Origin of the sequence: Cryobacterium ruanii (genome assembly GCF_004404055.1) — a bacterium.
GTDB classification, from domain to species: Bacteria; Actinomycetota; Actinomycetes; order Actinomycetales; family Microbacteriaceae; genus Cryobacterium; species Cryobacterium ruanii.
The window spans coordinates 39,067-60,559 of record NZ_SOHK01000023.1 but is presented as its reverse complement, the minus strand read 5'-3'; the positions used below and the strand labels follow the sequence as shown (position 1 = coordinate 60,559).

Here is a 21,493-nt window from a genome sequence, read left to right as displayed (position 1 = left end):
CGGTCGGCTACGGCTGGCGCAGCATCCAGGCGATCGCGGTGGCCGGCGTGCGATGAAAGAACTCGAAGCCGTCGTCGAGCAGCTTTTGGGCGCTGACCTGCTGGTCGGCCAGCAGCAACTGGCGGGCGGCATCCTGCAACACGAGTGTCAGGATCGCCTTCGGGACCGGGAGAACGAATGGCCGGTGCAGTGCGGTGGCGAGTCCACGGATGATGTCGTTGGACGTTGCCGGAGTCGGCCCGACCAGGTTGACCGGTCCGGACAACGTTGAGGTCAGCAAGTGCACTATGGCTGCGGCTTCGTCGTGCAGGCTCACCCAGGCCCAGTGCTGGGACCCGCTGCCGAGCGGTCCGGCCAGGCCGAGTTTGGCGAGCGGCAGTACCGGTTTCAGCGCCCCGCCCTTGGCGAGCACGAGGCCGGTGCGTAGCATCACCACCCGGGTCGGGTGAGGCGCGAGCGCAGCCGCCGCCTCCCACTGCACGACGACGTCGGCGAGAAAATCGGTTCCCACAGCGGATGTCTCGCTCAGGATCTCCCCGGGGCGATCACCGTAGACCCCCACCGCGGAGCCGTTGAGCAGAACGGTCGGCGGTGTAGCCGCCCTGCTCAGTGCACCGGTAATCGTGCGGGTAGCCGCCAGGCGAGAACTCAGGATTTCTTTGCGATAACCCTCCGTCCACGGAAGCCGCGCGAGGGAGGCCCCCGACAGGTTTACGACAGCGTCGACGTCATCGAGTACGTGCGCATCCAGGGCGTGTGCGGCCGGGTCCCACCGAAACTCGATCTTGCCCAGGGCTTCCCGCCGCACCAGTCGCACGGGAGTGTGGCCGGCCGCGGCCAACTGCCGGATGAGTTCCCGGCCGATGAGGCCGGACGCGCCGGCAATCAGAACGCGCACGCCGGTGCCCTAAGCGAGCTCTGCTTCGATGGTGATGGGGATGCCCGCGAGTGCTTTAGAGATCGGGCAGTTTTCCTTGGCATCCTGGGCGAACACCTCGAACTCGGCTTCGGTCAGGCCGGGGATCTTGGCACTGACCAGCAGGTGGCTTCCGATAACGCCGGTGCCGGCCGCAAAAGTCACGGCGGCGGTGGCCTGGATGCTCTCCGGAGTGTGGCCGGCCGAACCGAGTGCGTTAGCGAGTGCCATCGCGAAGCAGGCGGCGTGGGCGGCGCCGAGCAGTTCCTCTGGGTTGGTCGTGTTCGACACGCCCTCAGCGCGTGCCTTCCAGTTCACCGAGAACTCGGCGGCGTGCGAGGAATCGAGGGTGACGGTGCCGGTGCCGGTGGGAAGATCGCCGGTCCATACTGAGGTTGCTTCACTCGTGAGCGTCGTGGGCATGTTGTTACCTCCAGGTGATTGAACTCCACCCTAACCGTCCGACCTGCACCGCGAACGCCTACCGTCTGGGAATTACCTGAGAGCCAGCCGACACGTTAGGGTAGCGCGAGATCCGACGTACGGGGCGTGTCCCGTTCGGGTCGGGGCAAGCGGCTCAGACGTTCTCGACCGTTCTGCCACCCCGGTTGAGCACGCCGAAGCGCAGGAGCAGCAGGTAGATCTGGCAGCCGAGGCAGTAGTCGAAGACCGCGTTCAGAAAGGCAGCGGCGAACGCGGCGGCCGCAGCGATTCCAACAGCGCCGGGCACTCCTACCAGTCCCAGAACGAGGCCGACGAGGGTCACGGCCAGGCCGACGCCCTGCGCGAAGGTGGGCGGGGCAGCGTCTTCGAGCTCCGTCGGCGGCGCGAGGCGCGGCCGCACGAACTTTTTGAAGAGAACGCCGTACGGATGCCGACCGGCGCCGGCCAACGCACCCCACGCGAAGAGCGCGGTGATCACGGCCAGAAGGGCCAGTGCGGCGGCGGATGCCCCGGTGAGCGCGAGAAACACCACCACGAGCAACAGCACGCCCGTGAGGCCTGCGCCAAAGCGGGGCCCGCGCGGATCGAGCATAGGGCGCGGTGTCCTAGACATAAGAGGCCCCTGGCGTTTCGGTGGGAGTGCGGATGTTGGAGTTCTGCGTGACCGCATCGAGCGTCGCGTTGATGTCGACCCGATTCGGCGCGCCGCCCACGCGGGCCCGCACCCGACCCGACCCGTCCAGAATCAAGGTCGTCGGGGTTTGCAAAACGGCGTACCGATTGGCGAGATCGGCACGATGGGTGAGATCCACGTCAACGTGCACAACCCCGGGGCGCTGCTCGGCCACAGCGGCCAGAAGCCGGCGCGTACCCGGGCAGCGGGCGCACAACTCGGTCGAAAATTGGAGCAGGGTGGCAGCTGGACCGAACGCGGTCGGCGAGGCGACATCCGCTGGCGTGATTGTGACGCCGCTCACCGAGGCCACTCGCCCCTGTCGAGCCCGCCAGACCAAGCCAAGAACGGTCGTCGCAGCCAACAGGGCGAACAGCAGTCCGATCGCTTCGAGTGAATTCATGGTATTGACGTTACGCGGGCGAGGAACACGTCGGGGGAGTATGACGAGAGATTACGGGCGCGCAAGGGCAGGCCGGCCGACAGACCGGCTAGCCTGAGGCGGTGTCTGAAATTGAGTTTCGATCTGAGATGACCGTGGAGTTGGTGCGTTCGAGCGCCCACGACTCCGATGTACTGTTTGCCGCCCGGGTGTCTACCCTGGGGGAGCAGACCCTGAAGCAGAGCCAGCTCGACGGCTCCGCGAGCGAGGTCGACGAGAAGCGTGACCGCGGGCTGATCAACTACCTGATGCGCGACCGGCACGGCTCACCGTTCGAACACAATTCAATGACGTTCTACGTGCGCGCGCCCATCTTTGTGTTCCGCGAGTTCATGCGGCATCGCATCGCCTCCTACAACGAAGAGTCCGGTCGGTACCGGGAACTGGGCCCGGTGTTCTACGTGCCGTCCGCCGAGCGCAACCTCGTGCAGGTCGGCAAGCCGGGCGCCTACGAATTTCTGCCCGGCTCGGCCGAGCAGACCGCGCTCGTGCAGCAGCAGACCCGCGCCGCCGCGATTCACGCCTACGAGGCATATCAACGGATGCTCGAAGCCGGCGTAGCCCGTGAAGTCGCCCGCATTGTGCTGCCGCTCAACATCTATTCCTCGATGTATGTCACGCTCAACGCTCGCTCGCTAATGAACTTCCTCAGCCTGCGCACCAAACGCGAGGACTCCTCGTTCCCGTCGTTCCCGCAGCGCGAGATCGAAATGTGCGCCGAGCAGATGGAGACCCACTTCGAGAAGCTCATGCCTCTCACCTACGACGCCTTCAATCAGAACGGTCGAGTCTCGCCGTAACCGGGTATGCGGGGCGGGGACGGGGAAGCGATAACCTGTACCTCGTGTCTACCTCTACGAATCCCTTTGGCCAGGTGCTGGTCGCGCTGGTCACCCCGTTTACCTTTGATGGCGAAGTGGACTGGGCCGGGGTGGAGAAGCACATCGACGACGTCATCAACGCCGGTGCCGATGGCATCGTCGTCACGGGCACGACCGGGGAAACGAGCACCCTGACCGACCCGGAGAAGATCCGTTTGGTCGAGGTCGGCAAGTCGGTCGCGAACGGCCGGGCTAAGATCATCACCGGCGGCGGCTCCAACGAGACCGCCCACGCAATGCAGCTCGCCCGGCAGAGCGAGAAAGCCGGCGCCGACGGCAACATGATCGTCACCCCGTACTACAACAAGCCAACTCAGGCCGGCATCCTTACGCATTTCCGCATGATCGCCGATGCCACGGATCTCCCCGTGATTCTGTACGACATCCCGGGACGCACCGGTGTCGCGATCGCCTACGAGACCATCCTGCGTGCGGCCAAACACCCCAACATCCTTGCCATGAAGGACGCCAAGGGCGACTTCGCCCAGGTGAGCCGGGTGCTCAACCAAACCGACCTTATGTACTTCTCCGGCGATGACCCGAATGTGCTGGCGCACCTGTCGATCGGCGCGACCGGCCTGATCGGCGTCACCGGCAACATCACGGCGACCCCATACCGACAGATGGTCGACGCCGTCAACCGTGGTGACCTCAAGGTCGCCACCGCCGCCCACCAGCAGCTGGAACCGCTCGTGCGCGCCGTGATGACCCACGTTCCCGGAACCGTCGCGGTGAAGTACATTCTGCACGGCCTCGGCCGCATCGGCAGCCCGCGGGTGCGGCTGCCCCTGGTCGGCCCGGAAGACTCCGAAGCCGCACAGATCGAAGACGAGCTGTCATTGGTCAGGAATATCCCCGGCGTCGACTTCTCAAACTTCCGCCCGGACCGCAACGCGGCCGCCGGCGGATCGCTGCCCAAGGTCGCCGGCACCACCCGCTGAGCCGATGCTCGCGTGCTCGCGACACTCCTTGACGTTCGGAGGCACCCGTTTTGAGGGGGCCACGAACCACCACAGGCGCCGCGAGCTCGCCATACACGGTGAGCGACACGCCAACACATCCCTTTCCGCTGGTTGAAATATCGACTAGCTCGATCCAAGGCTGCTGCGACCGCCATCGCCCAACGCGACCTATCCGTGGGTTCCAGCCTTCTTCCGCTAAAGGCTGCTTCCCGTGGTAAAGGTCCAGGTTTTGGTTGCCAGCGGGTTGCCGGCCAAGTCTCGGACGGCACCAGTCCCTCCGGTGATCGTCACCAGATATTTCGTGTTCGCCGCCAAGATCGAAGATGGATTCACCGTCAGAATCTTTGAAGTCGAATTGAAGGACACACTTGCGGCGATGGCGGCGCCTGTGGCCGCTTGAGTGACGCGCACGGTTGCCGAAGTGTAGCCTGTGATCGTCTCGCTGAGAGTGGCTGTAGGGCTGACGGTACGCTGAACGGTCGTTGCGCCGCTTGCCGGCGCGGTTTTCAGAACGGACGGAGCCGGGCCCGTCGTGAACGACCAGGTCGTAGCAACGAGCGGGTTGCCGACTGCGTCGAGCACCCCCGTCACATCAACCGTGTACACGACATCCGCTGACAGTGTCGAAGAGGGGTTCAGGAGGGCCGTTCGTGTGACGGAATTGTAGGTGATCGTCGCCGGGATGACGGCGCCTGCGCGCCGCAGCGAAATCGAGGCTCCAGAGACCTTGGTCACCGGTTCGCTGAAGACTATCGAGACATTTGACGTTTGTGCGACCGAGTTTGCACCGCTCGTCGGCGTTTTACTCACGATCGTGGGAGCCGGCCCGGTTTTGAACGACCAGGTCATTGGAGATATGAGGTTGCCGGCCAGGTCCCGGATGCCCGAGATGAACGCCGAGTAGAGACGATCTGGGCCCAGCGTAGAAGTCGGGTTCAACGTCGTGGTGCGGGTGGCCGAATCGTAGGTCACTGCAGCCGGGATCAACGTTGTGCCGTACCGAAGCGAAACAGAGGTCGCGTTCACATTCGTCACCGCTTCGCTGAAGACCGCGGTCACATTGGCCGTTTGGCTGATCGAACGTGCATCGGACGCAGGATTCTTGTTGATGACCGTGGGGGGCACGAATTCCGTTCGTGGCGTAACGATCGCGGTGCGGGCTGAGGGAGCGCCGCTGCCCGACGCGTTCGTTGCGGTTACGTCGAAGCTGTATGGCCTGCCGTTGGTCAGACCAACAACTGTTGCGAAATCGAGCCGACCCGCCACGACCTGAGTCTTGACGACAGTGGCGCCGGAGAACGACCGAACCCGGTACGTTTCGACTCTCCCGCCGGTGGTCGGTGCCCCCCAAGACAGATCGACAAAGCCATTGCCCGCGCGAACCGAATCCACAACAGGCACTCCGGGAGCGATCGACCGGTAGCTGATAGCGATGGGTACAAAAGTTTCGACCGTGTTTTCGCCTTCGGGACCGGTATTGGTGTAAATCTCAATTCGTGGCGGTGCGTTGTAGATATACCGGTCGATCGTTTCCGGGATGGTGATCGTCAAACGGCTACCGTCCAAAGACGTTGCTGTCGGAAGGTCCAACTGGTTGTAGTTATCAATTTCATTCGCGTACCAAACTATTGCGTAGGGATTCACAGACTCTCCGCGAAAATTGGTTTTCCATTGCCCGGGTGCGCCCACCAGCGTTATCGTGTCGCCTGCAGCGACAACCTGCTTTTGTGGAGTCCAGGTGACCTCGCTGTGCGAGTAGGTCCGATCACCGCCCGGGGCCCAGGCCTCACTGAGCGGGAGGGTCAGATCCAACACTCCCAGAGTGTCCGATGTCGCCGTGCCCGCCTGGAAGACGACGCTGACACTGAGATGACTCCGACCGTCGCCCGGACGGAGCTCGTATTCGCTCGGGGGTGTCGGCCCGTTTGCAGCACCAGATGCTTCGACTTCGATTCCATAGAAGTCTTTAGCTGAATCGATAAGTCGAATCGGCGAATGTCCAGCGCTGACCTGAAAGAAGTCGGTCGGGAGGGGCACCACGATGCTGTGCGACGCAGTGCCGACCGTTGCCGTTCCCCGCACTTCAAAGTTGTCACCATAAATACGGTACGAAGCGGTATCCAGGAGCAATGTTGGGTCTGCCAGGTCGAGGCGGATACTTCGTGCCGACCGTGGCACCACCATCGGGTCGGGCAGGTATCTCGAGTCCGCGGATACGCGCAGGCCGTGGCTGTAGGGATCTGGTACGTCGATCGTCTTGCTGGCGGCCGCCGCGCCCTGCGCATGGGGCGTCAGCCCGGCGAGCAACAGACCGCCGATTGTCACAGCGATAGTTCCCCGAACCAGTGACCCGCGCATGGCGCCTCTCAACTCAGCGCCGTGACAGCGCCGTTAGTGTCCAAATAGTCCCGTTATCGAGCGGATAGTATTCCGAGACGGTCAGTGAGGCAAGGATCGCGGGGAATATCCGTGGCGATCTTGATCGCACGTCCTGAGCCCTACGAACTCTCAAAACGCTAGGATCGGGCCATCGAGCTTGACCACTTCCGGTCGGCCGTGTGGGGAGTGTTGTGAACATTGCACGCAAATGGGTCTTTCCAATCCTTCGACTGATCGTCATTGCCGCGATCGCCGTAGCTCTCGTGAAGCTCGCGTTCTACCCAGACGCTGCCGCCGACAGCAATCCCGCCGAACCGACCGGTGTCATCGTTGAACCGCAGATTCCGGTGGGCCTCGGCACCATCAGCAACGACGTGACCCTACCCGGCACGGTCAGCGCCGATCCGGCCGTCGCCGTCAAAGCGACCGCCATCGGCACGGTCGATGAGATCTTCGTGGCGTCCGGCCAGGCCGTGAACAAAGACGACAAGATCTACGACATCCGGGTCGAAACGATCAAGGACCCCGTCGAAACAACGGGTGCCGATGGCAACGTCACTATTACCCAACCGAAACCGGTGGTCACCTTCGTCAGGGTCCTTGCCCCGATCACCGGCATCCTCAGCTCGCTCACTGTGATCCACGGCCAGAGCGTGGCCGTGGGAGATGCCACCGGACAGGTCGCGCCACCGAGCTTCTCGGTGAGCGGAGCGCTCAGCCCCGAGCAGCAGTATCGGCTGCTGACCAGGCCGACCGAGGCATCCGTTGCGATCACGAACGGGCCGGCGCCGTTCACCTGCACCGGCCTGACCATCACCACCCCGCTGGCTGGTGCCCAGGTCGGCGGTGACGGCGGGACCGGCGGAGAGAACGGCACGAGCGGCACCACTGTGACCTGCGCGATTCCGGCCGAGGTGACCGTCTTCTCCGGCCTGGCCGCGCAGATCACCATCGCCGCCGGGCTGGCCGAGAACGTGCTCGTGGTGCCTACCACCGCTGTGAAGGGCTCCGCCGAAACCGGCGTTGTCTGGTTCGTGCTGCCCGACGGCGGTACCGAAGAACGCCCGGTTACGCTCGGCATGACCGACGGCGTCAACGTGCAAGTCATCGACGGACTCGTCGCGGGTGACCTGATCAACCAGTTCGTTCCCGGTGCCGTCGTCGGCGGCGGCTCGGGCTGCGAACTTCAGCCCGACGGCAGCGAGGTCTGCTTCAGCCCCAGCATCTCGAGCACCGGGATCTCCCGATGACCCTCCTGCACCTCGCGGGCGTGACCCGCACCGTGCAACTTATCGATGCGCCGCCACTCACGATTCTCTCCGGCGTCGACCTCGACGTCGAGGTGGGCGACCGCGTGTCGATCGTCGGCCGGTCGGGTTCGGGCAAAACCACCCTGCTAAACCTGCTGGGGCTGCTCGACAACCCCACGAGCGGCACCATGCTGTTCGAAGACCGCCCGGTGCAATCGCTGTCGTCCGGTGCCCGGGACCGCCTCCGCGGCCGTGAGGTTGGGTTCATCTTTCAGCAGTTCAACCTTCTGCAGGGTCGCACCGCCCTTGAGAACGTGATGACCCCGTTGCTCTACGCCGAGGGTCGCCAGTTCTGGCAGCGCGCCCGCATCGCCACCGAAATGCTTGAACGGGTCGGCCTTGGCAACCGGCTCGGCTCGCTGCCCGACCGATTGAGCGGCGGTGAGCAACAGCGCGTGGCGATCGCCCGTTCGCTGGTGCGCGGCCCGCGACTGATCCTGGCTGACGAACCCACGGGCGCCCTCGACCTCGAAACCGGCGAGACGGTGATGGACCTCATCGACGAGGTCGCCACCGAGTCCGGAGCCGCCCTCATTACCATCACACACGACCCGGCCATCGCCGCCCGTGCCAACCGGCACCTGCGGCTCGACCACGGGGTTCTGCAAGTCACCAGCGCGGTGCCAGCATGAAGCGCATCGCGAGCAACCTGGCTGGCTCCGTCATCGAAGCCTGGCAGGAGGTGCGAATCCACAAAACCCGCGTCATGCTTTCACTGATCGGCGTGGCCGTTGCCGTCTGCGCCATCACCACCGTCGTCGGACTCGGCGCGGTCGCCCAGCAGGCGACCGTTGAATCGAGCGAGCGGTCGGGGGGGCGCGCCGCCAGCCTGTCTTTATTCGTGTCGATGAATGACGGCTCTACCCCGCCTGAAATGCCCGAAATCTGGCGCACGGCGCTCGAACGCTACCAAATCGACTATGCCAGCCGGGTTGTCAACACCAGCCAGACGGTGCAATTCGCCGACGGCGCTGTCCCGGTGCGCACCGTCGGCGTCGACCAGCCCTACGGCACCATGCACCGCATGACACTCGAGGAGGGCGTCTGGTTCACCGACGAGGATCAGGCCCGGCTCGCGCCAGCCGTGCTGGTCAACTCCGTCTTTTGGGACCGCCTCGGCCGCCCCGACCTGCGCACTCACCCGACCGCGACCCTGGTGGGCGAACGAACCACGACGGCCGTCATTACCGGTGTCTTCCCGGCGCTCCCGTATGAGACCGAGCCGGTTATGTACATGCTCGCCGATGCGCTCACCGCCATCACGCCGGTTGTCGCCGACCCGAACCTGCAATTCGGACCGCCGTCCTACGAGCTGTGGGTGCCGGTCGACGTGTCCGAACAGCTGGTGACCGCGCTGCAGCGTGACGTGCAGGGTGCTCTGGGGAGTGAGGCATCCGTTCAGCTGAACCGGCAGGACTACGCGGCGTACACGGTCGGCGACCCGTACCTTTCGCTCAAGCTCACCGTCGGCGCCATCGCCGGACTCGTGCTGCTTCTCGGCGCCCTCGGCCTGGTCAACATTGCCCTGGTCACCCTCAAGCAGCGCATTCGGGAGATCGGCATTCGACGCAGCTTCGGCGCGACCGCTGCCCGGGTGTTCTTTGCGGTCATGATGGAAAGCGTCGTCGCGACCGTCGTGGCCGGTATTGTCGGGGTGATCGCCGCCGTGCTCATCGTGAAGAGCCCCTTCGTGGAGGACTTCATCAGCCAGGGACAGGTCACCGATTTTCCGCCGTTTCCGGTCGAAGCGGCCGTTCTCGGTCTGGTCTGTGCGACCGTCGTCGGTGCCCTTGCCGGGCTTATCCCGGCCCTCGTCGCGGTGCGGGTGAAAGTGATCGACGCCATCCGCTACTGATGCCGGCCACGACGCCGCAAACGGATGCCGGCGCGCGGCATTCGAAGGCCGCTCCCGCCGGCCGTGGGCGTGGGGCCCCGAAAATGTCACCGGTGCTTGGTAGCGTTATTTTATGGCTACGAGCACTAAGTCGAGCGGGCGTGCCCGCACCCCGGCACCGAAGGGCGCTCCGGCGCGCAAACCGCCGATCCGCAACGGCGGTACCGCCGCCCAGAAGACGGTCAAGTTCACCGCCGTCGACGTGAAGCCCAGCCTCGGCGCGCGCGCGTGGATGGGCCTGGCCCACCTCACGGGCGGTGCCGCCCGCGCTCTCGGCCCCGAAAAACTTTCCAAAGACGAACGCCGCGACGGCCTGCCGTTCTTTCTCGTGTTGCTCGCCATCTCTGGCGCCATCGTCGAATGGTTCCTGATCAACAACGTCGTCGCCCAGAAGCTCGACGCATACACCTTCGGCGGCCTGTTCGGCCGGGTGGCCTTCGCCCTGCCCGTCATCCTGCTGCTGTTCTCCGTCTGGCTGTTTCGCAAACCAAGTTCCGTGCACGACAACGGCCGCATCGGAATCGGACTCAGCCTGCTGCTCGTGACCATCTCGGGGCTCTGCCACATCTTCGGCGTGCAGCCGCAGCCTCAAGACGGCATGCCGGAGCTCGCGCTGGCCGGTGGGGTGATCGGCTGGATGATCGCCGCCCCGCTTATCATGCTGACCACCTCGATCGGCGCCACGATCGTGGTCATCCTGTTGCTGCTGCTGAGCCTGTTCATCATCACTAAAACCCCGCCGAATCGCATCGGCCAGCGCTCCCGCGAGCTCTACGACTGGCTGTTCGGCGCGCAGCTCACCGACGACGAAGAGCGTGCGGCGGCCAAGGACACTAAGCGCGACAAGCCGGGCAAGACCGCGCAGGTCGAGCTCGACGGCGTCGACGCCGAAGACGGCCCAGAGGGTGCCCTGCCGTGGTGGCGCCGCAACAACAGCAAGCGGGAGGAGGACCCCGACTTTGGCGGCCCCTTGTCGAGTGAATCCATGGCAGCAGCGGCTACCGAAGCCCCCGACCCGCTCAGCGTGCTGCTCGGCGGTGCCCAGTCCCGCGGCGGTTTCGATAGCGCCATCGAATCCGAGGTCACCGACCACACGGCGCCGCCGGAGCGAGATCACTACGGCACGGAGGTGCTCGAAGACCTGCGCAAGGCCGAACTCGCCGTCAAGCGGTTCACCGGCGAAGTCGACCTCGGCACGGGTCCGTCCACCGGCCTGCACTCCGACGACCCGGCAGGCCACACCGAGGCGCTCCCCGGCTTCGACGACGTCTTCCCCGAACTGAGCCAGGCAGTGGATGCCGACGGCGCCGCCATCCCGCCGCTTGCAGGCTCCGATTCCGACTTGGCCGACCCGCAATCGGCCATTCCCTATCTCGTGCCCGCGGCTTCTACTCTTACCGCCGGACCGCCGGCCAAGGCACGCTCGGCCGCGAACGATGACGTCGTCAAGTCGATCACCGAGGTGCTGCGCCAATTCCAGGTCGACGCGAAGGTCACCGGTTTCTCTCGGGGTCCAACGGTCACCCAGTACGAGATCGAACTCGGCCCAGGGGTTAAGGTCGAGCGCGTTACCGCGCTCAGCAAGAACCTCTCCTACGCGGTCGCCTCGAACGAGGTGCGTATCCTCTCGCCCATTCCCGGCAAAAGCGCCATCGGTATCGAGATTCCCAACACCGACCGTGAAATCGTCACCCTCGGTGACGTGTTGCGCTCGAGCACCGCCACCAACGCCACCCACCCGATGACCATCGGCGTCGGTAAAGACGTCGGCGGCGGCTTCGTCATCGCCAACCTCGCGAAAATGCCCCACCTGCTCGTGGCCGGTTCCACCGGCTCGGGCAAGTCGAGCTTCGTCAACTCCATGATCACGAGCCTGCTGATGCGTGCCAAGCCGAGCGACGTACGCATGGTACTCATCGACCCGAAGCGGGTCGAGCTCGCCGCCTACGCCGGCGTTCCGCACCTCATCACGCCCATCATCACGAACCCGAAAAAAGCGGCGGAAGCGCTGCAGTGGGTCGTGAAAGAGATGGACATGCGCTACGACGACCTGGCCAGTTTCGGCTTTCGCCACATCGACGACTTCAACAAGGCCGTCGTCAACGGGGAGATCGTGCTGCCGGTCGGTAGCGCACGCAAGCTCAAGCCCTACCCCTACCTGCTCGTCGTGGTCGATGAGCTCGCCGACCTCATGATGGTCGCGCCGCGCGACGTCGAAGACTCCATCGTGCGCATCACGCAGCTCGCCCGTGCCTCCGGAATCCACCTCGTGCTGGCCACGCAGCGGCCGAGCGTCGACGTCGTCACCGGGCTGATCAAGGCCAACGTTCCCTCGCGCCTGGCCTTCGCCGTCACGAGCGTCACCGACTCCCGGGTCATCCTCGACCAGCCCGGTGCCGACAAACTCATCGGTCAGGGCGACGCGCTGTTTCTGCCGATGGGCGCTTCGAAAGCCGTGCGCGTGCAGGGTGCCTGGGTCACCGAAGACGAAATCGAGAAGGTCGTCAAGCACGTCACCATGCAGGCCCGGCCCGATTACCGACCCGACGTCTCCATGGTCGCCCCGCGCAAGGAGATCGACTCAGACATCGGCGATGACCTCGAGGTCTTGCTCGCGGCCGCCGAACTTGTCGTTTCGACCCAGTTCGGATCGACCTCGATGCTGCAGCGCAAGCTGCGCGTCGGATTTGCCAAGGCGGGCCGCCTGATGGACCTGCTTGAATCCCGAGAGATCGTCGGCCCGTCCGAAGGTTCGAAGGCGCGCGATGTGCTCGTCAATGCCGAGCAGCTGCCGAGCGTGCTCGCCCGCCTGCGCGGCTCCGATGATGAGCAGCACGCCCTCAAGGCCCAGTCCGACGGGCGCGCCGAATCGGCGCCCGATCCGCGCTACGCCGACGACCCCGTGGAGAAAATGTCACAGGGGTATCCTGAGGTGGACGGCACCGAGGATGACGAGGATGCCTGGAAACTAACCGGCAGGGACTGAACTATGGCAACACCGCAACCATCCTTCACCCGCCCCAGCAACTGGAATGTGCCCAACCTGATCACGGTCGTGCGTATTCTGCTCGCGCCCGTCTTCATCTGGATGCTGCTCGCCGACAACGGTGCCCACGATGCCCTGCGCTGGGCGGCCGCCGTGCTGTTCATCATCGCGATCGCCACCGACGGCATCGACGGCATGATCGCTCGCCGCTACAACCTCGTGACCGACCTCGGCAAAATTCTCGACCCGATCGCCGACAAGATCCTCACCGGTGGTGCCTTGGTCTGCCTGTCCATCCTCGGAGAGCTGCCCTGGTGGGTGACCATCGTCATCCTCGTCCGCGAAGTCGGCATCACCGTGTTTCGGTTCGTCATGCTGCGTGACCGGGTCATTCCGGCCAGCCGCGGCGGCAAGCTCAAGACCATTGCTCAGTCCGTGGCTATCTCGCTAGCGCTACTCCCGTTCCAGCTGGTCTTCGGCGACTGGGTGGACTGGGTCAACACGGCCACCATGACCATTGCTCTCGTACTGACCGTGGCATCCGGCCTCGACTACCTCGTCTCGGCCTGGCGACTGCGAAAGCATGACGTTGCCTGACCCTGCCCCGATCACGTCGTCAATGCCCGTCATTTACTCGCCTGAATCAGCCGGGCCGGCGGCTGGTCAGGTGGATACGGCGGCCGAGCTGATCGCGGAGCTCACCGCCCGCCGTCTCACCATCGCCGTCGCTGAGTCATTGACCGGGGGCCTGCTTGTGGCCGAACTCGTGCGTATCCCCGGCGCATCCGCTGTGCTGCGTGGGGGACTGGTCGCCTACGACACCGCGCTCAAACGCAGCCTGCTCCACGTCGACAGCAGTGTGCTCAACGTGCACGGGCCCGTACACGCCGACGTCGCCAAGCAAATGGCGGGCGGCGTACGCACCCTGCTTGCCGTGGACGACGTGCGTGCAGATGTCGGTGTGTCGACCACGGGTGTGGCCGGGCCTGGTCAGGACGGTGGTCATCCCGCCGGTACGGTGTTCATCGGCCTGTCCAAAGGCACCGGTTCCTGGGCCGTGCCGCTCCAACTGCACGGCGACCGCACCGAAATTCGTGCCGAAACCGTGCGCCAGGCCATCGATGCTGTGCGTGCGCTGATAGCGCAGGGTGACCCGGAATAGTTCCTGTTACGGGCTGGTTACATCGAGGACATTCACAAGTAAAGCCCAATGATTCTCGGTAGTGTCAACGTGTCGGATGAATGCAGTATTGTAAGCATCCAGCACAGCAACCCGGCAGTTATAGGCTTCGGATATCAGTCATAAGAAGGAGGTTCCGATGATTCTTGTTCGTCAGGAGATCGGCGATGTGCTCAGGGACTTCCGCCTGCAAAAGGGGCGTACCCTGCGTCAGGTCGCAAGCAAAGCCAGCGTCGCGCTCGGCTACCTCAGCGAGGTAGAACGAGGACAGAAAGAGGCCTCATCCGAGATCCTCGCCTCTGTCGCCGACGCATTGGAAACCCCGATTTCGGTCATCATGCGTGAAGTTGGTGACCGTCTCGCCGTCATCGAGGGAATTGATCAGTTCCCCGATACGGTACCGGACGACTTCGTCACCACGTTTGATGCAGACTTCATGGTGCGATAACCACCGACCGACAGCATCCTCAGGAATTACATCATCGTCAACCACCGCCGACACTGAGTGTCGGCGGTGGTTTTCATTTCAGGAGTTGCTGCCTGTCAGGGCAGCGTGAAGGAGTCTTGTGCGACTGAGCGAATTTCGCACCGCCATGAAGGACGAGTTCGGCGACGCCTACGGGCGCGTACTCACCCGAGACCTCGTGCTCACGCCGCTCGGCGGGCGAACCGCCGACCAGGCCCTCGCGGCCGGTGTACCTGCCCGGGATGTCTGGCTGGCTCTTTGCGCCGAAGTCGACGTGCCGCGCAGTCGCTGGTACGGCGCCGGTATCCCCGCTCCCCGTCTGTAGCGCGCTGTTTACACCCCCGGTTAGGCCGACAGTTCGACACGCAAAAAAATATCACGCACAATGCTCGAATACCTGTTCGGCCTTGATAGGCTCCTCCACAGCAGACCATCTAACAGATTGTGCACTGCTCGATCGTGCCCCCGGCCAGTGTCGGAGGTGCGGCGTACAGTCGCATTTGTCAGACAAAGTCAGCAATTGCCTTGTCGAAACAAGTACCGGGGTGCTCCCGATACGCGGGCCGACAGCCTACAGGCGCCACCATGCACGGGTCATAGCGACCGTGCAGAACCTAGGAGATCACGACCATGGCATCACAAGCGAACCGCGAGAAAGCACTCGAAACCGCTCTCGCGCAAATCGATCGTCAGTTCGGCAAAGGATCGGTCATGCGCCTCGGCAGCGACGAACGTGCGCCCGTTGAAACCATTTCTACCGGGTCGATCGCCCTGGATGTCGCGCTCGGCGTTGGCGGGTTGCCGCGTGGACGCATCGTCGAAATCTACGGCCCGGAATCCTCGGGAAAGACCACACTCACCCTGCATGCCATCGCGAATGCGCAGAAGAACGGTGGCATAGCCGCCTTCATCGACGCCGAGCATGCCCTCGACCCGGAATACGCCAAGAAGCTCGGCGTCGACATCGATGCCCTTCTCGTCTCCCAGCCCGACACCGGTGAACAGGCCCTCGAAATCGCCGACATGCTCGTGCGAAGCGGCTCCATCGACCTCATCGTCGTCGACTCCGTTGCGGCCCTCGTACCGCGCGCCGAGATCGAGGGCGAGATGGGTGACTCTCACGTCGGCCTCCAGGCCCGCCTCATGTCCCAGGCCCTCCGCAAGCTCACCGGTGGCCTCAGTCAGACCAACACCACCATGATCTTCATTAACCAGCTGCGCGAAAAGATCGGCGTGTTCTTCGGCAGCCCCGAGACGACCTCTGGCGGTAAGGCACTCAAGTTTTACGCCTCGGTGCGCCTCGACATTCGCCGCATTGAGACCCTGAAAGACGGAACAGAGGCCATCGGTAACCGCACCCGGGTCAAGGTCGTCAAGAACAAGATGGCGCCGCCCTTCAAACAGGCAGAGTTCGACATTATCTACGGCATCGGTATCTCCCGCGAGGGCAGCCTGATCGACTTCGGTGTCGACCAGGGCATCGTCAAGAAGTCCGGCGCCTGGTACACCTATGACGGCGATCAGCTGGGCCAGGGTAAAGAGAACTCGCGCAACTTCCTACTCAAGAACCCCGAAATGGCCAACGAGATCGAGCGCAAGATTTTGATAAAGCTCGGCATCGGCCCCGAAGGTATCGCCGCCAAGGCTGCCGAAAAGGTGGCCGCCGCCATCGCGCTGGAGGCAGAGACGAAGGCCAAGGCCGAAGCTGATGCTGAGGCCCTCCTGTCCGGTGGGCCGGTCGTCGCGAAGGCCCCGCCCGCCCGCAAGACCGCCTAACCAGGCAGCACCACACCGCAGCACAGCCCAGCAGAAGCAGTGAAAGGCAGGTCACGGGAATGGTTCACTTCGAACCCCAGGATGATGCAGCAGAACGCGCAGACGCCGATTTGGCTCCCGTGACCTACCTGCACGGTGCGGCGCCGGGAATGAAACGACGCTCCCCGCTCGAGGCCTCCTTACTCGAAGCCTCCTCGCTCGAAGCCACCCCGCTCGAGGCTGGTCCGATCGAGATCGACAGATTTTCAGCGGCAGCCGCCAGCAAGGCTGCCGCTGCCGCTGACGAGGCCAATGTCGAGTTGGCAGCCAACGGTGACGACGATGAGGCTGATGCTGCGGCCGATGCACTCGACCAGCGTGAGCGGGCGGAGAAGGTGCTGCTGCACCGGCTGCGCGGTCGTTCCCTGTCGATGGTCGAGGCCTTACTGGTGCTGAACGCCACCGGTGTCGACTCGGGCGAAGCGAGTGAGATCATCGAGAAGTTTATTGAGCTGGAGTACCTCGACGAGGCCAAGCTCGCGGACCAGATTATCCACAGCCACAACGTGCGCAAGGGCCTTGGCCGCACCGGCGTCGAGGCCGAGATGCGTCGGCGCAAGCTCGACCCGGGCGTCATGCTCGACAAACTCGAGGAGCTTCCCGACGACGAAGCTGAACGCGCCATCGACCTGGCCACCAAGCGGATCGGGCAGATGGAACGCTTCGACGATCAGACCATCGACCGCCGTCTCACCGGCTTTCTCATGCGTAAGGGCTACGGTTCGGCAGCGGTACGACTCGCCGTCAGGGCCGCCATGGACAGCCGTGGTGGCGGTGGCGGCTCTAAAGTCCGATTCCGGTGATGCTCTCGATTGGGCCAGGCCACACGGCCCGCACACCGAATTGCTCGCGTAAACTATAGGTATTATGAGTATCGTCGCCCCCGAACAAGCCCGCCGAACCGTCATCACGCCCTCGGTAGCCGCGATCGACGAGTCGGGGCGTGCTCGCACCTATGAGGTGCGCACGTTCGGCTGCCAGATGAACGTGCATGACTCCGAACGCCTGAGTGGTTCACTCGAAGCGGCCGGCTACGTCGCAGCCGTCGGTGGCGAGGCCGACATCGTCGTGATCAACACCTGCGCGGTGCGCGAGAACGCCGACAACAAGCTCTACGGTAACCTCGGCTACCTCGCCTCGGTCAAGCGCAAGCACGCCGGCATGCAGATTGCCGTCGGCGGCTGCCTCGCCCAGAAAGACAAGACCACCATCCTTGAGAAAGCGCCGTGGGTCGACGTGGTCTTCGGGACTCACAACATGGGCTCCCTACCCAGCCTCCTCGAACGAGCCAGGCATAACGGTGAGGCCCAGTTAGAGATTCTCGATTCCCTCGAGACGTTCCCGTCGACCCTGCCGACCAAGCGTGACTCCAGCTACAGCGGCTGGGTCTCCATCTCGGTCGGCTGCAACAACACCTGCACCTTCTGCATCGTGCCAGCGCTCCGGGGCAAGGAGAAAGACCGCCGCCCCGGAGAGATTCTCGCCGAGATCCAAGCGCTCGTCGACGACGGCGCCATTGAGGTCACCCTGCTCGGCCAGAACGTCAACTCCTACGGGGTCGAGTTTGGTGACCGCCTCGCCTTCGGCAAGCTGCTGCGCGCGGCCGGCAAGATCGAGGGGCTGGAGCGCATCCGCTTCACCAGCCCGCATCCTGCCGCGTTCACCGACGACGTCATCGACGCCATGGCTGAAACGCCCGCCGTCATGCCGCAGCTGCACATGCCGCTGCAGTCCGGGTCCGACCGCATTCTCAAGTCGATGCGTCGGTCCTACCGTGGCGCGAAGTTCCTCGGCATTCTCGACCGGGTGCGCGCTCAGATTCCGAACGCGGCCATCAGCACCGACATCATCGTCGGCTTCCCCGGCGAAACCGAAGAAGACTTTCAGGAAACCCTGCGCGTCGTTGAACGGGCCCGGTTTGCGACAGCGTTCACTTTTCAGTACTCCATTCGCCCCGGCACTCCGGCCGCGACAATGCGCGACCAGGTTCCCAAGGCGATCGTGCAGGACCGCTATGAGCGCCTCGCCGCCCTGCAAGAACGAATTTCCCTCGAAGAGAACCAGGGGATGATCGGCCTCGAGGTGGAGCTTCTCGTCGCCAACAGTGGCCGCAAAGACAGCGACACCCACCGCCTCAGTGGGCGGGCGCCCGACAGCCGACTCGTGCACTTCGATGTTCCGGCCGGTTCTGCCCGGCCCCGGCCCGGTGACATGGTCACCGTCGTCGTCACCCAGGCGGCACCGTTCCACCTCATCGCCGACTCGACCGACGGTGCGCCGCTGCGCATCCGCTCGACCCGGGCCGGAGACGCCTGGGACCGCATGGAAGCCGAATCCTGTGGAGTACCCACTCATGGTGGTGCATCCGGCGGAGCCGGCCCCGTCTCGCTTGGCCTGCCGACGATCGGCCTGCGACTCGAAAGCGGTGCCACCACCATCCCCATTTATAACGTGAACGACGACGAGCGCTAAACCTGGTGAGCCCTGCTCCACTCCTGCTGATCGCCGTCATCGGGTCGACCGGCACCGGCAAGTCCGAGTTATCCCTCGACCTGGCCGAACAGCTCAGCGCGCGCGGTCAGCCGGCTGAAATCGTGAACGCCGATGCCATGCAGCTCTACAGCGGCATGGACATCGGCACGGCCAAACTCACCCTTGCGGAGCGCCGTGGCATTCCCCATCACCTGCTCGACGTACTCACGGTGACCGACGAAGCCACAGTCAGCAACTATCAAACGGATGCCCGCAAGGCCATCACCGAGATCCTCGCGCGCGGAGTCGTCCCCATCCTGGTTGGCGGCTCGGGTCTCTACGTGTCGTCGGTCGTCTTCGATTTTCGGTTCCCGGGTACTGATCCGGAGTTGCGGACCAGGCTCGAATCGGAGCTCCTGCAAACCGGACCGGGCCTGATGTACTCCCGACTGCAGGCTGTCGACCCGCAGGCCGCGCTGCGGATCGGCCCGAGCAACGGGCGCCGCCTCGTTCGGGCGCTCGAAATTGTCGAGCTCACCGGCGCCCCACACCTCGCCGCGCTCCCGGCAGAGCCGGTGTATTGGCAGCCCAGCGTGCTGCTCGGGCTGCGCACGCCGCGAGAGCGGCTCACGCCCCGGCTCGACGCGCGGGTCGAACGGATGTGGGCGGCCGGCATCGTCGACGAAGCCCGCGGCCTGCTCGCCGCCGGCATCGAGGACGGTGTCACTGCAAGCCGCGCGATCGGCTACGCGCAGGCCCTCGGGCAGGTGCACGGCGCCCTCAGCGCGGCGGAGGCCATTGAAGCGACCCAGCAACTCACCCGGCGGTACGCACGCCGACAGGTGAGCTGGTTCAAACGTTACGCCCATACTCACTGGATGGATTCCGATGCGGCGGATCGTGTCGAGGACGCCCTCGCGCACATCGACCGGGGCGGTGCACCCACCTTTCCCGCGGAAGACCTGCCAGCGGCTGCCCCGTAAGCTGGCAGCATGGGCATCACTTTGAACTTCACCAAGGGCCACGGCACGGGCAACGACTTCGTGCTGTTCGCTGATCCCGACGGCACCATGGAACTCACCCCGGCGCAGATTCGCGCAGTGTGCGACCGCAAGTTCGGCGTTGGCGCGGACGGCATCATCCGGGCGGTGCACAGCAAGAACCTGCCAGACGGAGCGGCTGCCCTCGCCGAAGATGATGCGGCCGACTGGTTCATGGACTACTGGAACGCCGATGGAACCGTCTCGGAAATGTGCGGCAACGGCATCCGTGTCTACGCTAAATTCCTGATTGAAAACAACCTCGCCGAGCTGCTGCCCGGCGACACCCTCACAATAGGAACCCGCGGCGGTGTGCGCGACGTACAGCGCAACGCCTCGGGTTTTCAGGTCGATCTCGGTCGGTGGAAGCTTGACGGCACCGAACCGCTCGTGCGCACCAAGAACCTACCCGTGGCACGTCCGGGCCTGGGCATCAACGTTGGCAACCCCCACACGGTCGTGGCCCTCGCTGACGACGACGAACTTGATGCCGCCGATCTCACCTTCATCCCGCAACTGGACCCGGAACCAGTCGGCGGGGTGAACATCGAATTCGTCGTGCCGAACGAACCTCTCGTCGTCAACGGCGTTGGGCGCTTCCGCATGCGGGTGCACGAACGCGGCAGCGGAGAAACCCTGTCGTGCGGCACCGGGGCGGCCGCTGCCGCCCTGGCCACACGACACTGGGCCGGTAAGGCGGCGCCGCATCAGTGGCGGGTGGAGCTGCCGGGCGGTGTGCTCGGGGTGCGGATGTTTGCGGCCGAGGACGGGGAACATGTGTCGTTGTCGGGGCCGGCGGAGCTGGTCTTCGACGGGGTTCTGAACCTCGGGTAGCGCTTGTAGTTTCGAGTGGGGCCGTGGCGGCACGGCCATCCGCTACTCGCTCAGACATTCGCTTCGACCAGGAGGCCTCCGCGAAAAGCATTCGCAGACCTCCCGAAAGACCCGAAAACTCGCAATCCCGCAGGCAACCCTGCCACCACGACCCGACCTGACTGACTGGGACTACTTGGCCTTAGCCGCGGTGCACTGCTAGTACCCGGAAGCCCTTGCTGATGGCCTCGCGGGTGGTCTCGAAGTCGGTCGGGAGTTCGGCGGCGAGCCAGCGCTGGAGCGAGTCCGCGCCGAGGTTTCGCTGGATGACGAGCCAGGCATCCGCTTCGGGCTCGAGTCGGGGAAGCCAGGTCTGCATGAGACCGTGCAGTACATCTTTTCCGACGCGAATGGGCGGGTTCGACCAGATGGTACGAAACGAGATATCTGTCGGCACGTCGGCGGCGAGCACGGCCTTGACGTTGGTCAGGCCGAGGGACGCGGCGTTGGTGCGCACGAGGTCAAGTGCCCGCTCATTGACGTCGACGGCCCAGATGGTCGCCTCGGGAGAGGCCAGGGCGAGGTGCAGGGCGATCGGGCCCCAGCCGCAGCCGAGATCGAGAAAATGACCGGACAGGGGCGGCTCGGGGGCGTACTTGAGCAGGACCTCGGTGCCGGTGTCGATATGGGCGGGACTGAACACCGAATTGGCGGTCGTCAGGAGCCGATCCTGCCCGTGCAACTCCACCGTGATCTGGCGTGTTTTAAGTACGGTGCCGGGCGCCGGAGAAAAATAGTGGTCGGACGACATAAGAGGAAC

General features: G+C 64.4%; 21 protein-coding genes. 15 read left to right on the top strand and 6 right to left on the bottom strand.

The genetic code is table 11. The annotated features are described in order from the left end of the window. Positions 1 to 7: 7 nt before the first annotated feature. The 4 genes from E3T47_RS14475 to E3T47_RS14460 all read right to left on the bottom strand — a co-directional run bounded on the left by E3T47_RS14475 (position 8) and on the right by E3T47_RS14460 (position 2,436). Entirely contained in the window at positions 8 to 898 is an 891-nt protein-coding gene (locus E3T47_RS14475; protein WP_134556756.1) for a TIGR01777 family oxidoreductase, read from the bottom strand. 9 nt (positions 899 to 907) lie between these two features. Next, positions 908 to 1,339 carry an OsmC family peroxiredoxin gene (locus tag E3T47_RS14470; protein ID WP_134556755.1) on the bottom strand — a complete coding sequence of 144 codons (432 nt, stop codon included), beginning with the start codon at positions 1,337 to 1,339 and terminating at the stop codon, positions 908 to 910. 154 nt (positions 1,340 to 1,493) lie between these two features. Then, complete coding sequence (locus E3T47_RS14465; protein WP_241982289.1) at positions 1,494 to 1,952, bottom strand: DUF4395 domain-containing protein; 459 nt, start codon at positions 1,950 to 1,952, stop codon at positions 1,494 to 1,496. Between the two features lie 13 nt (positions 1,953 to 1,965). Further along, positions 1,966 to 2,436: a TlpA family protein disulfide reductase gene (locus E3T47_RS14460; RefSeq protein WP_134556753.1), complete on the bottom strand. Its 471-nt coding sequence runs from the start codon at positions 2,434 to 2,436 to the stop codon at positions 1,966 to 1,968. 128 nt (positions 2,437 to 2,564) lie between these two features. Here E3T47_RS14460 and thyX point away from each other — a divergent pair, with 128 nt between their 5' ends. Beyond that, positions 2,565 to 3,275 (top strand): FAD-dependent thymidylate synthase, encoded by a 711-nt coding sequence (thyX, locus tag E3T47_RS14455; protein ID WP_241982295.1) that lies wholly within the window; start codon positions 2,565 to 2,567, stop codon positions 3,273 to 3,275. Positions 3,276 to 3,319: 44 nt separating this feature from the next. Beyond that, on the top strand, positions 3,320 to 4,297 hold the full coding sequence (dapA, locus tag E3T47_RS14450) for a 4-hydroxy-tetrahydrodipicolinate synthase (protein ID WP_134556751.1): 978 nt from the start codon (positions 3,320 to 3,322) through the stop codon (positions 4,295 to 4,297). Between the two features lie 216 nt (positions 4,298 to 4,513). Here the strand turns inward: dapA and E3T47_RS14445 are convergent, their stop codons facing one another. Further along, positions 4,514 to 6,625: an Ig-like domain-containing protein gene (locus E3T47_RS14445; RefSeq protein WP_166805731.1), complete on the bottom strand. Its 2,112-nt coding sequence runs from the start codon at positions 6,623 to 6,625 to the stop codon at positions 4,514 to 4,516. A gap of 263 nt (positions 6,626 to 6,888) precedes the next feature. On the opposite strand from E3T47_RS14445, the gene E3T47_RS14440 reads away from it, so the two are divergent. The 13 genes from E3T47_RS14440 (at position 6,889) to dapF (ending at position 20,694) form a co-directional block, all read left to right on the top strand. Continuing rightward, complete coding sequence (locus E3T47_RS14440) at positions 6,889 to 7,947, top strand: permuted SH3 domain-containing protein (protein ID WP_174844687.1); 1,059 nt, start codon at positions 6,889 to 6,891, stop codon at positions 7,945 to 7,947. Then, positions 7,944 to 8,639 (top strand): ABC transporter ATP-binding protein, encoded by a 696-nt coding sequence (locus tag E3T47_RS14435; RefSeq protein ID WP_134556749.1) that lies wholly within the window; start codon positions 7,944 to 7,946, stop codon positions 8,637 to 8,639. The genes E3T47_RS14440 and E3T47_RS14435 overlap by 4 nt, the downstream gene beginning before the upstream one ends. Continuing rightward, positions 8,636 to 9,862, top strand: coding sequence for an ABC transporter permease (locus tag E3T47_RS14430; protein ID WP_134556748.1), 1,227 nt, complete (start codon positions 8,636 to 8,638; stop codon positions 9,860 to 9,862). Before E3T47_RS14435 ends, E3T47_RS14430 begins: the two co-directional genes overlap by 4 nt. 112 nt (positions 9,863 to 9,974) lie before the next feature. Beyond that, entirely contained in the window at positions 9,975 to 12,887 is a 2,913-nt protein-coding gene (locus tag E3T47_RS14425) for an FtsK/SpoIIIE family DNA translocase (protein ID WP_134556747.1), read from the top strand. Positions 12,888 to 12,890: 3 nt separating this feature from the next. Beyond that, on the top strand, positions 12,891 to 13,484 hold the full coding sequence (gene pgsA, locus E3T47_RS14420) for a CDP-diacylglycerol--glycerol-3-phosphate 3-phosphatidyltransferase (RefSeq protein WP_134556746.1): 594 nt from the start codon (positions 12,891 to 12,893) through the stop codon (positions 13,482 to 13,484). Next, positions 13,471 to 14,049: a CinA family protein gene (locus E3T47_RS14415; protein WP_241982288.1), complete on the top strand. Its 579-nt coding sequence runs from the start codon at positions 13,471 to 13,473 to the stop codon at positions 14,047 to 14,049. Before pgsA ends, E3T47_RS14415 begins: the two co-directional genes overlap by 14 nt. A 157-nt stretch (positions 14,050 to 14,206) precedes the next feature. After that, positions 14,207 to 14,515: a helix-turn-helix domain-containing protein gene (locus E3T47_RS14410; protein WP_134556745.1), complete on the top strand. Its 309-nt coding sequence runs from the start codon at positions 14,207 to 14,209 to the stop codon at positions 14,513 to 14,515. Between the two features lie 118 nt (positions 14,516 to 14,633). Next, complete coding sequence (locus tag E3T47_RS14405; protein ID WP_134556744.1) at positions 14,634 to 14,858, top strand: DUF3046 domain-containing protein; 225 nt, start codon at positions 14,634 to 14,636, stop codon at positions 14,856 to 14,858. Between the two features lie 305 nt (positions 14,859 to 15,163). Then, complete coding sequence (gene recA, locus E3T47_RS14400; protein WP_134556743.1) at positions 15,164 to 16,309, top strand: recombinase RecA; 1,146 nt, start codon at positions 15,164 to 15,166, stop codon at positions 16,307 to 16,309. Positions 16,310 to 16,368: 59 nt separating this feature from the next. Then, the gene (locus E3T47_RS14395; RefSeq protein WP_134556742.1) at positions 16,369 to 17,151 is read left to right on the top strand and encodes a regulatory protein RecX; all 783 of its coding nucleotides are present in this window, start codon (positions 16,369 to 16,371) and stop codon (positions 17,149 to 17,151) included. Positions 17,152 to 17,215: 64 nt separating this feature from the next. Then, positions 17,216 to 18,820: a tRNA (N6-isopentenyl adenosine(37)-C2)-methylthiotransferase MiaB gene (miaB, locus tag E3T47_RS14390; protein ID WP_134556741.1), complete on the top strand. Its 1,605-nt coding sequence runs from the start codon at positions 17,216 to 17,218 to the stop codon at positions 18,818 to 18,820. Positions 18,821 to 18,825: 5 nt separating this feature from the next. Then, the gene (miaA, locus tag E3T47_RS14385; RefSeq protein WP_241982287.1) at positions 18,826 to 19,803 is read left to right on the top strand and encodes a tRNA (adenosine(37)-N6)-dimethylallyltransferase MiaA; all 978 of its coding nucleotides are present in this window, start codon (positions 18,826 to 18,828) and stop codon (positions 19,801 to 19,803) included. 9 nt (positions 19,804 to 19,812) lie between these two features. Then, positions 19,813 to 20,694, top strand: coding sequence for a diaminopimelate epimerase (gene dapF, locus E3T47_RS14380; RefSeq protein ID WP_134556740.1), 882 nt, complete (start codon positions 19,813 to 19,815; stop codon positions 20,692 to 20,694). Between the two features lie 181 nt (positions 20,695 to 20,875). On the opposite strand, the gene E3T47_RS14375 is transcribed toward dapF, so the two are convergent. Then, positions 20,876 to 21,484 carry a class I SAM-dependent methyltransferase gene (locus tag E3T47_RS14375; protein ID WP_134556739.1) on the bottom strand — a complete coding sequence of 203 codons (609 nt, stop codon included), beginning with the start codon at positions 21,482 to 21,484 and terminating at the stop codon, positions 20,876 to 20,878. Positions 21,485 to 21,493: the final 9 nt, after the last annotated feature.

Bases quoted from the DNA above. Each gene is read 5' to 3' on its own strand.
- thyX (WP_241982295.1), top strand. From the start codon at position 2,565: ATGACCGTGGAGTTGGTGCGTTCGAGCGCCCACGACTCCGATGTACTG.
- E3T47_RS14465 (WP_241982289.1), bottom strand. From the start codon at position 1,952: ATGCTCGATCCGCGCGGGCCCCGCTTTGGCGCAGGCCTCACGGGCGTG.
- miaB (WP_134556741.1), top strand. From the start codon at position 17,216: ATGAGTATCGTCGCCCCCGAACAAGCCCGCCGAACCGTCATCACGCCC.
- E3T47_RS14435 (WP_134556749.1), top strand. From the start codon at position 7,944: ATGACCCTCCTGCACCTCGCGGGCGTGACCCGCACCGTGCAACTTATC.
- E3T47_RS14460 (WP_134556753.1), bottom strand. From the start codon at position 2,436: ATGAATTCACTCGAAGCGATCGGACTGCTGTTCGCCCTGTTGGCTGCG.
- E3T47_RS14430 (WP_134556748.1), top strand. From the start codon at position 8,636: ATGAAGCGCATCGCGAGCAACCTGGCTGGCTCCGTCATCGAAGCCTGG.
- E3T47_RS14395 (WP_134556742.1), top strand. From the start codon at position 16,369: ATGGTTCACTTCGAACCCCAGGATGATGCAGCAGAACGCGCAGACGCC.
- E3T47_RS14375 (WP_134556739.1), bottom strand. From the start codon at position 21,484: ATGTCGTCCGACCACTATTTTTCTCCGGCGCCCGGCACCGTACTTAAA.
- dapF (WP_134556740.1), top strand. From the start codon at position 19,813: ATGGGCATCACTTTGAACTTCACCAAGGGCCACGGCACGGGCAACGAC.
- E3T47_RS14425 (WP_134556747.1), top strand. From the start codon at position 9,975: ATGGCTACGAGCACTAAGTCGAGCGGGCGTGCCCGCACCCCGGCACCG.
- recA (WP_134556743.1), top strand. From the start codon at position 15,164: ATGGCATCACAAGCGAACCGCGAGAAAGCACTCGAAACCGCTCTCGCG.
- E3T47_RS14470 (WP_134556755.1), bottom strand. From the start codon at position 1,339: ATGCCCACGACGCTCACGAGTGAAGCAACCTCAGTATGGACCGGCGAT.
- E3T47_RS14415 (WP_241982288.1), top strand. From the start codon at position 13,471: ATGACGTTGCCTGACCCTGCCCCGATCACGTCGTCAATGCCCGTCATT.
- E3T47_RS14410 (WP_134556745.1), top strand. From the start codon at position 14,207: ATGATTCTTGTTCGTCAGGAGATCGGCGATGTGCTCAGGGACTTCCGC.
- pgsA (WP_134556746.1), top strand. From the start codon at position 12,891: ATGGCAACACCGCAACCATCCTTCACCCGCCCCAGCAACTGGAATGTG.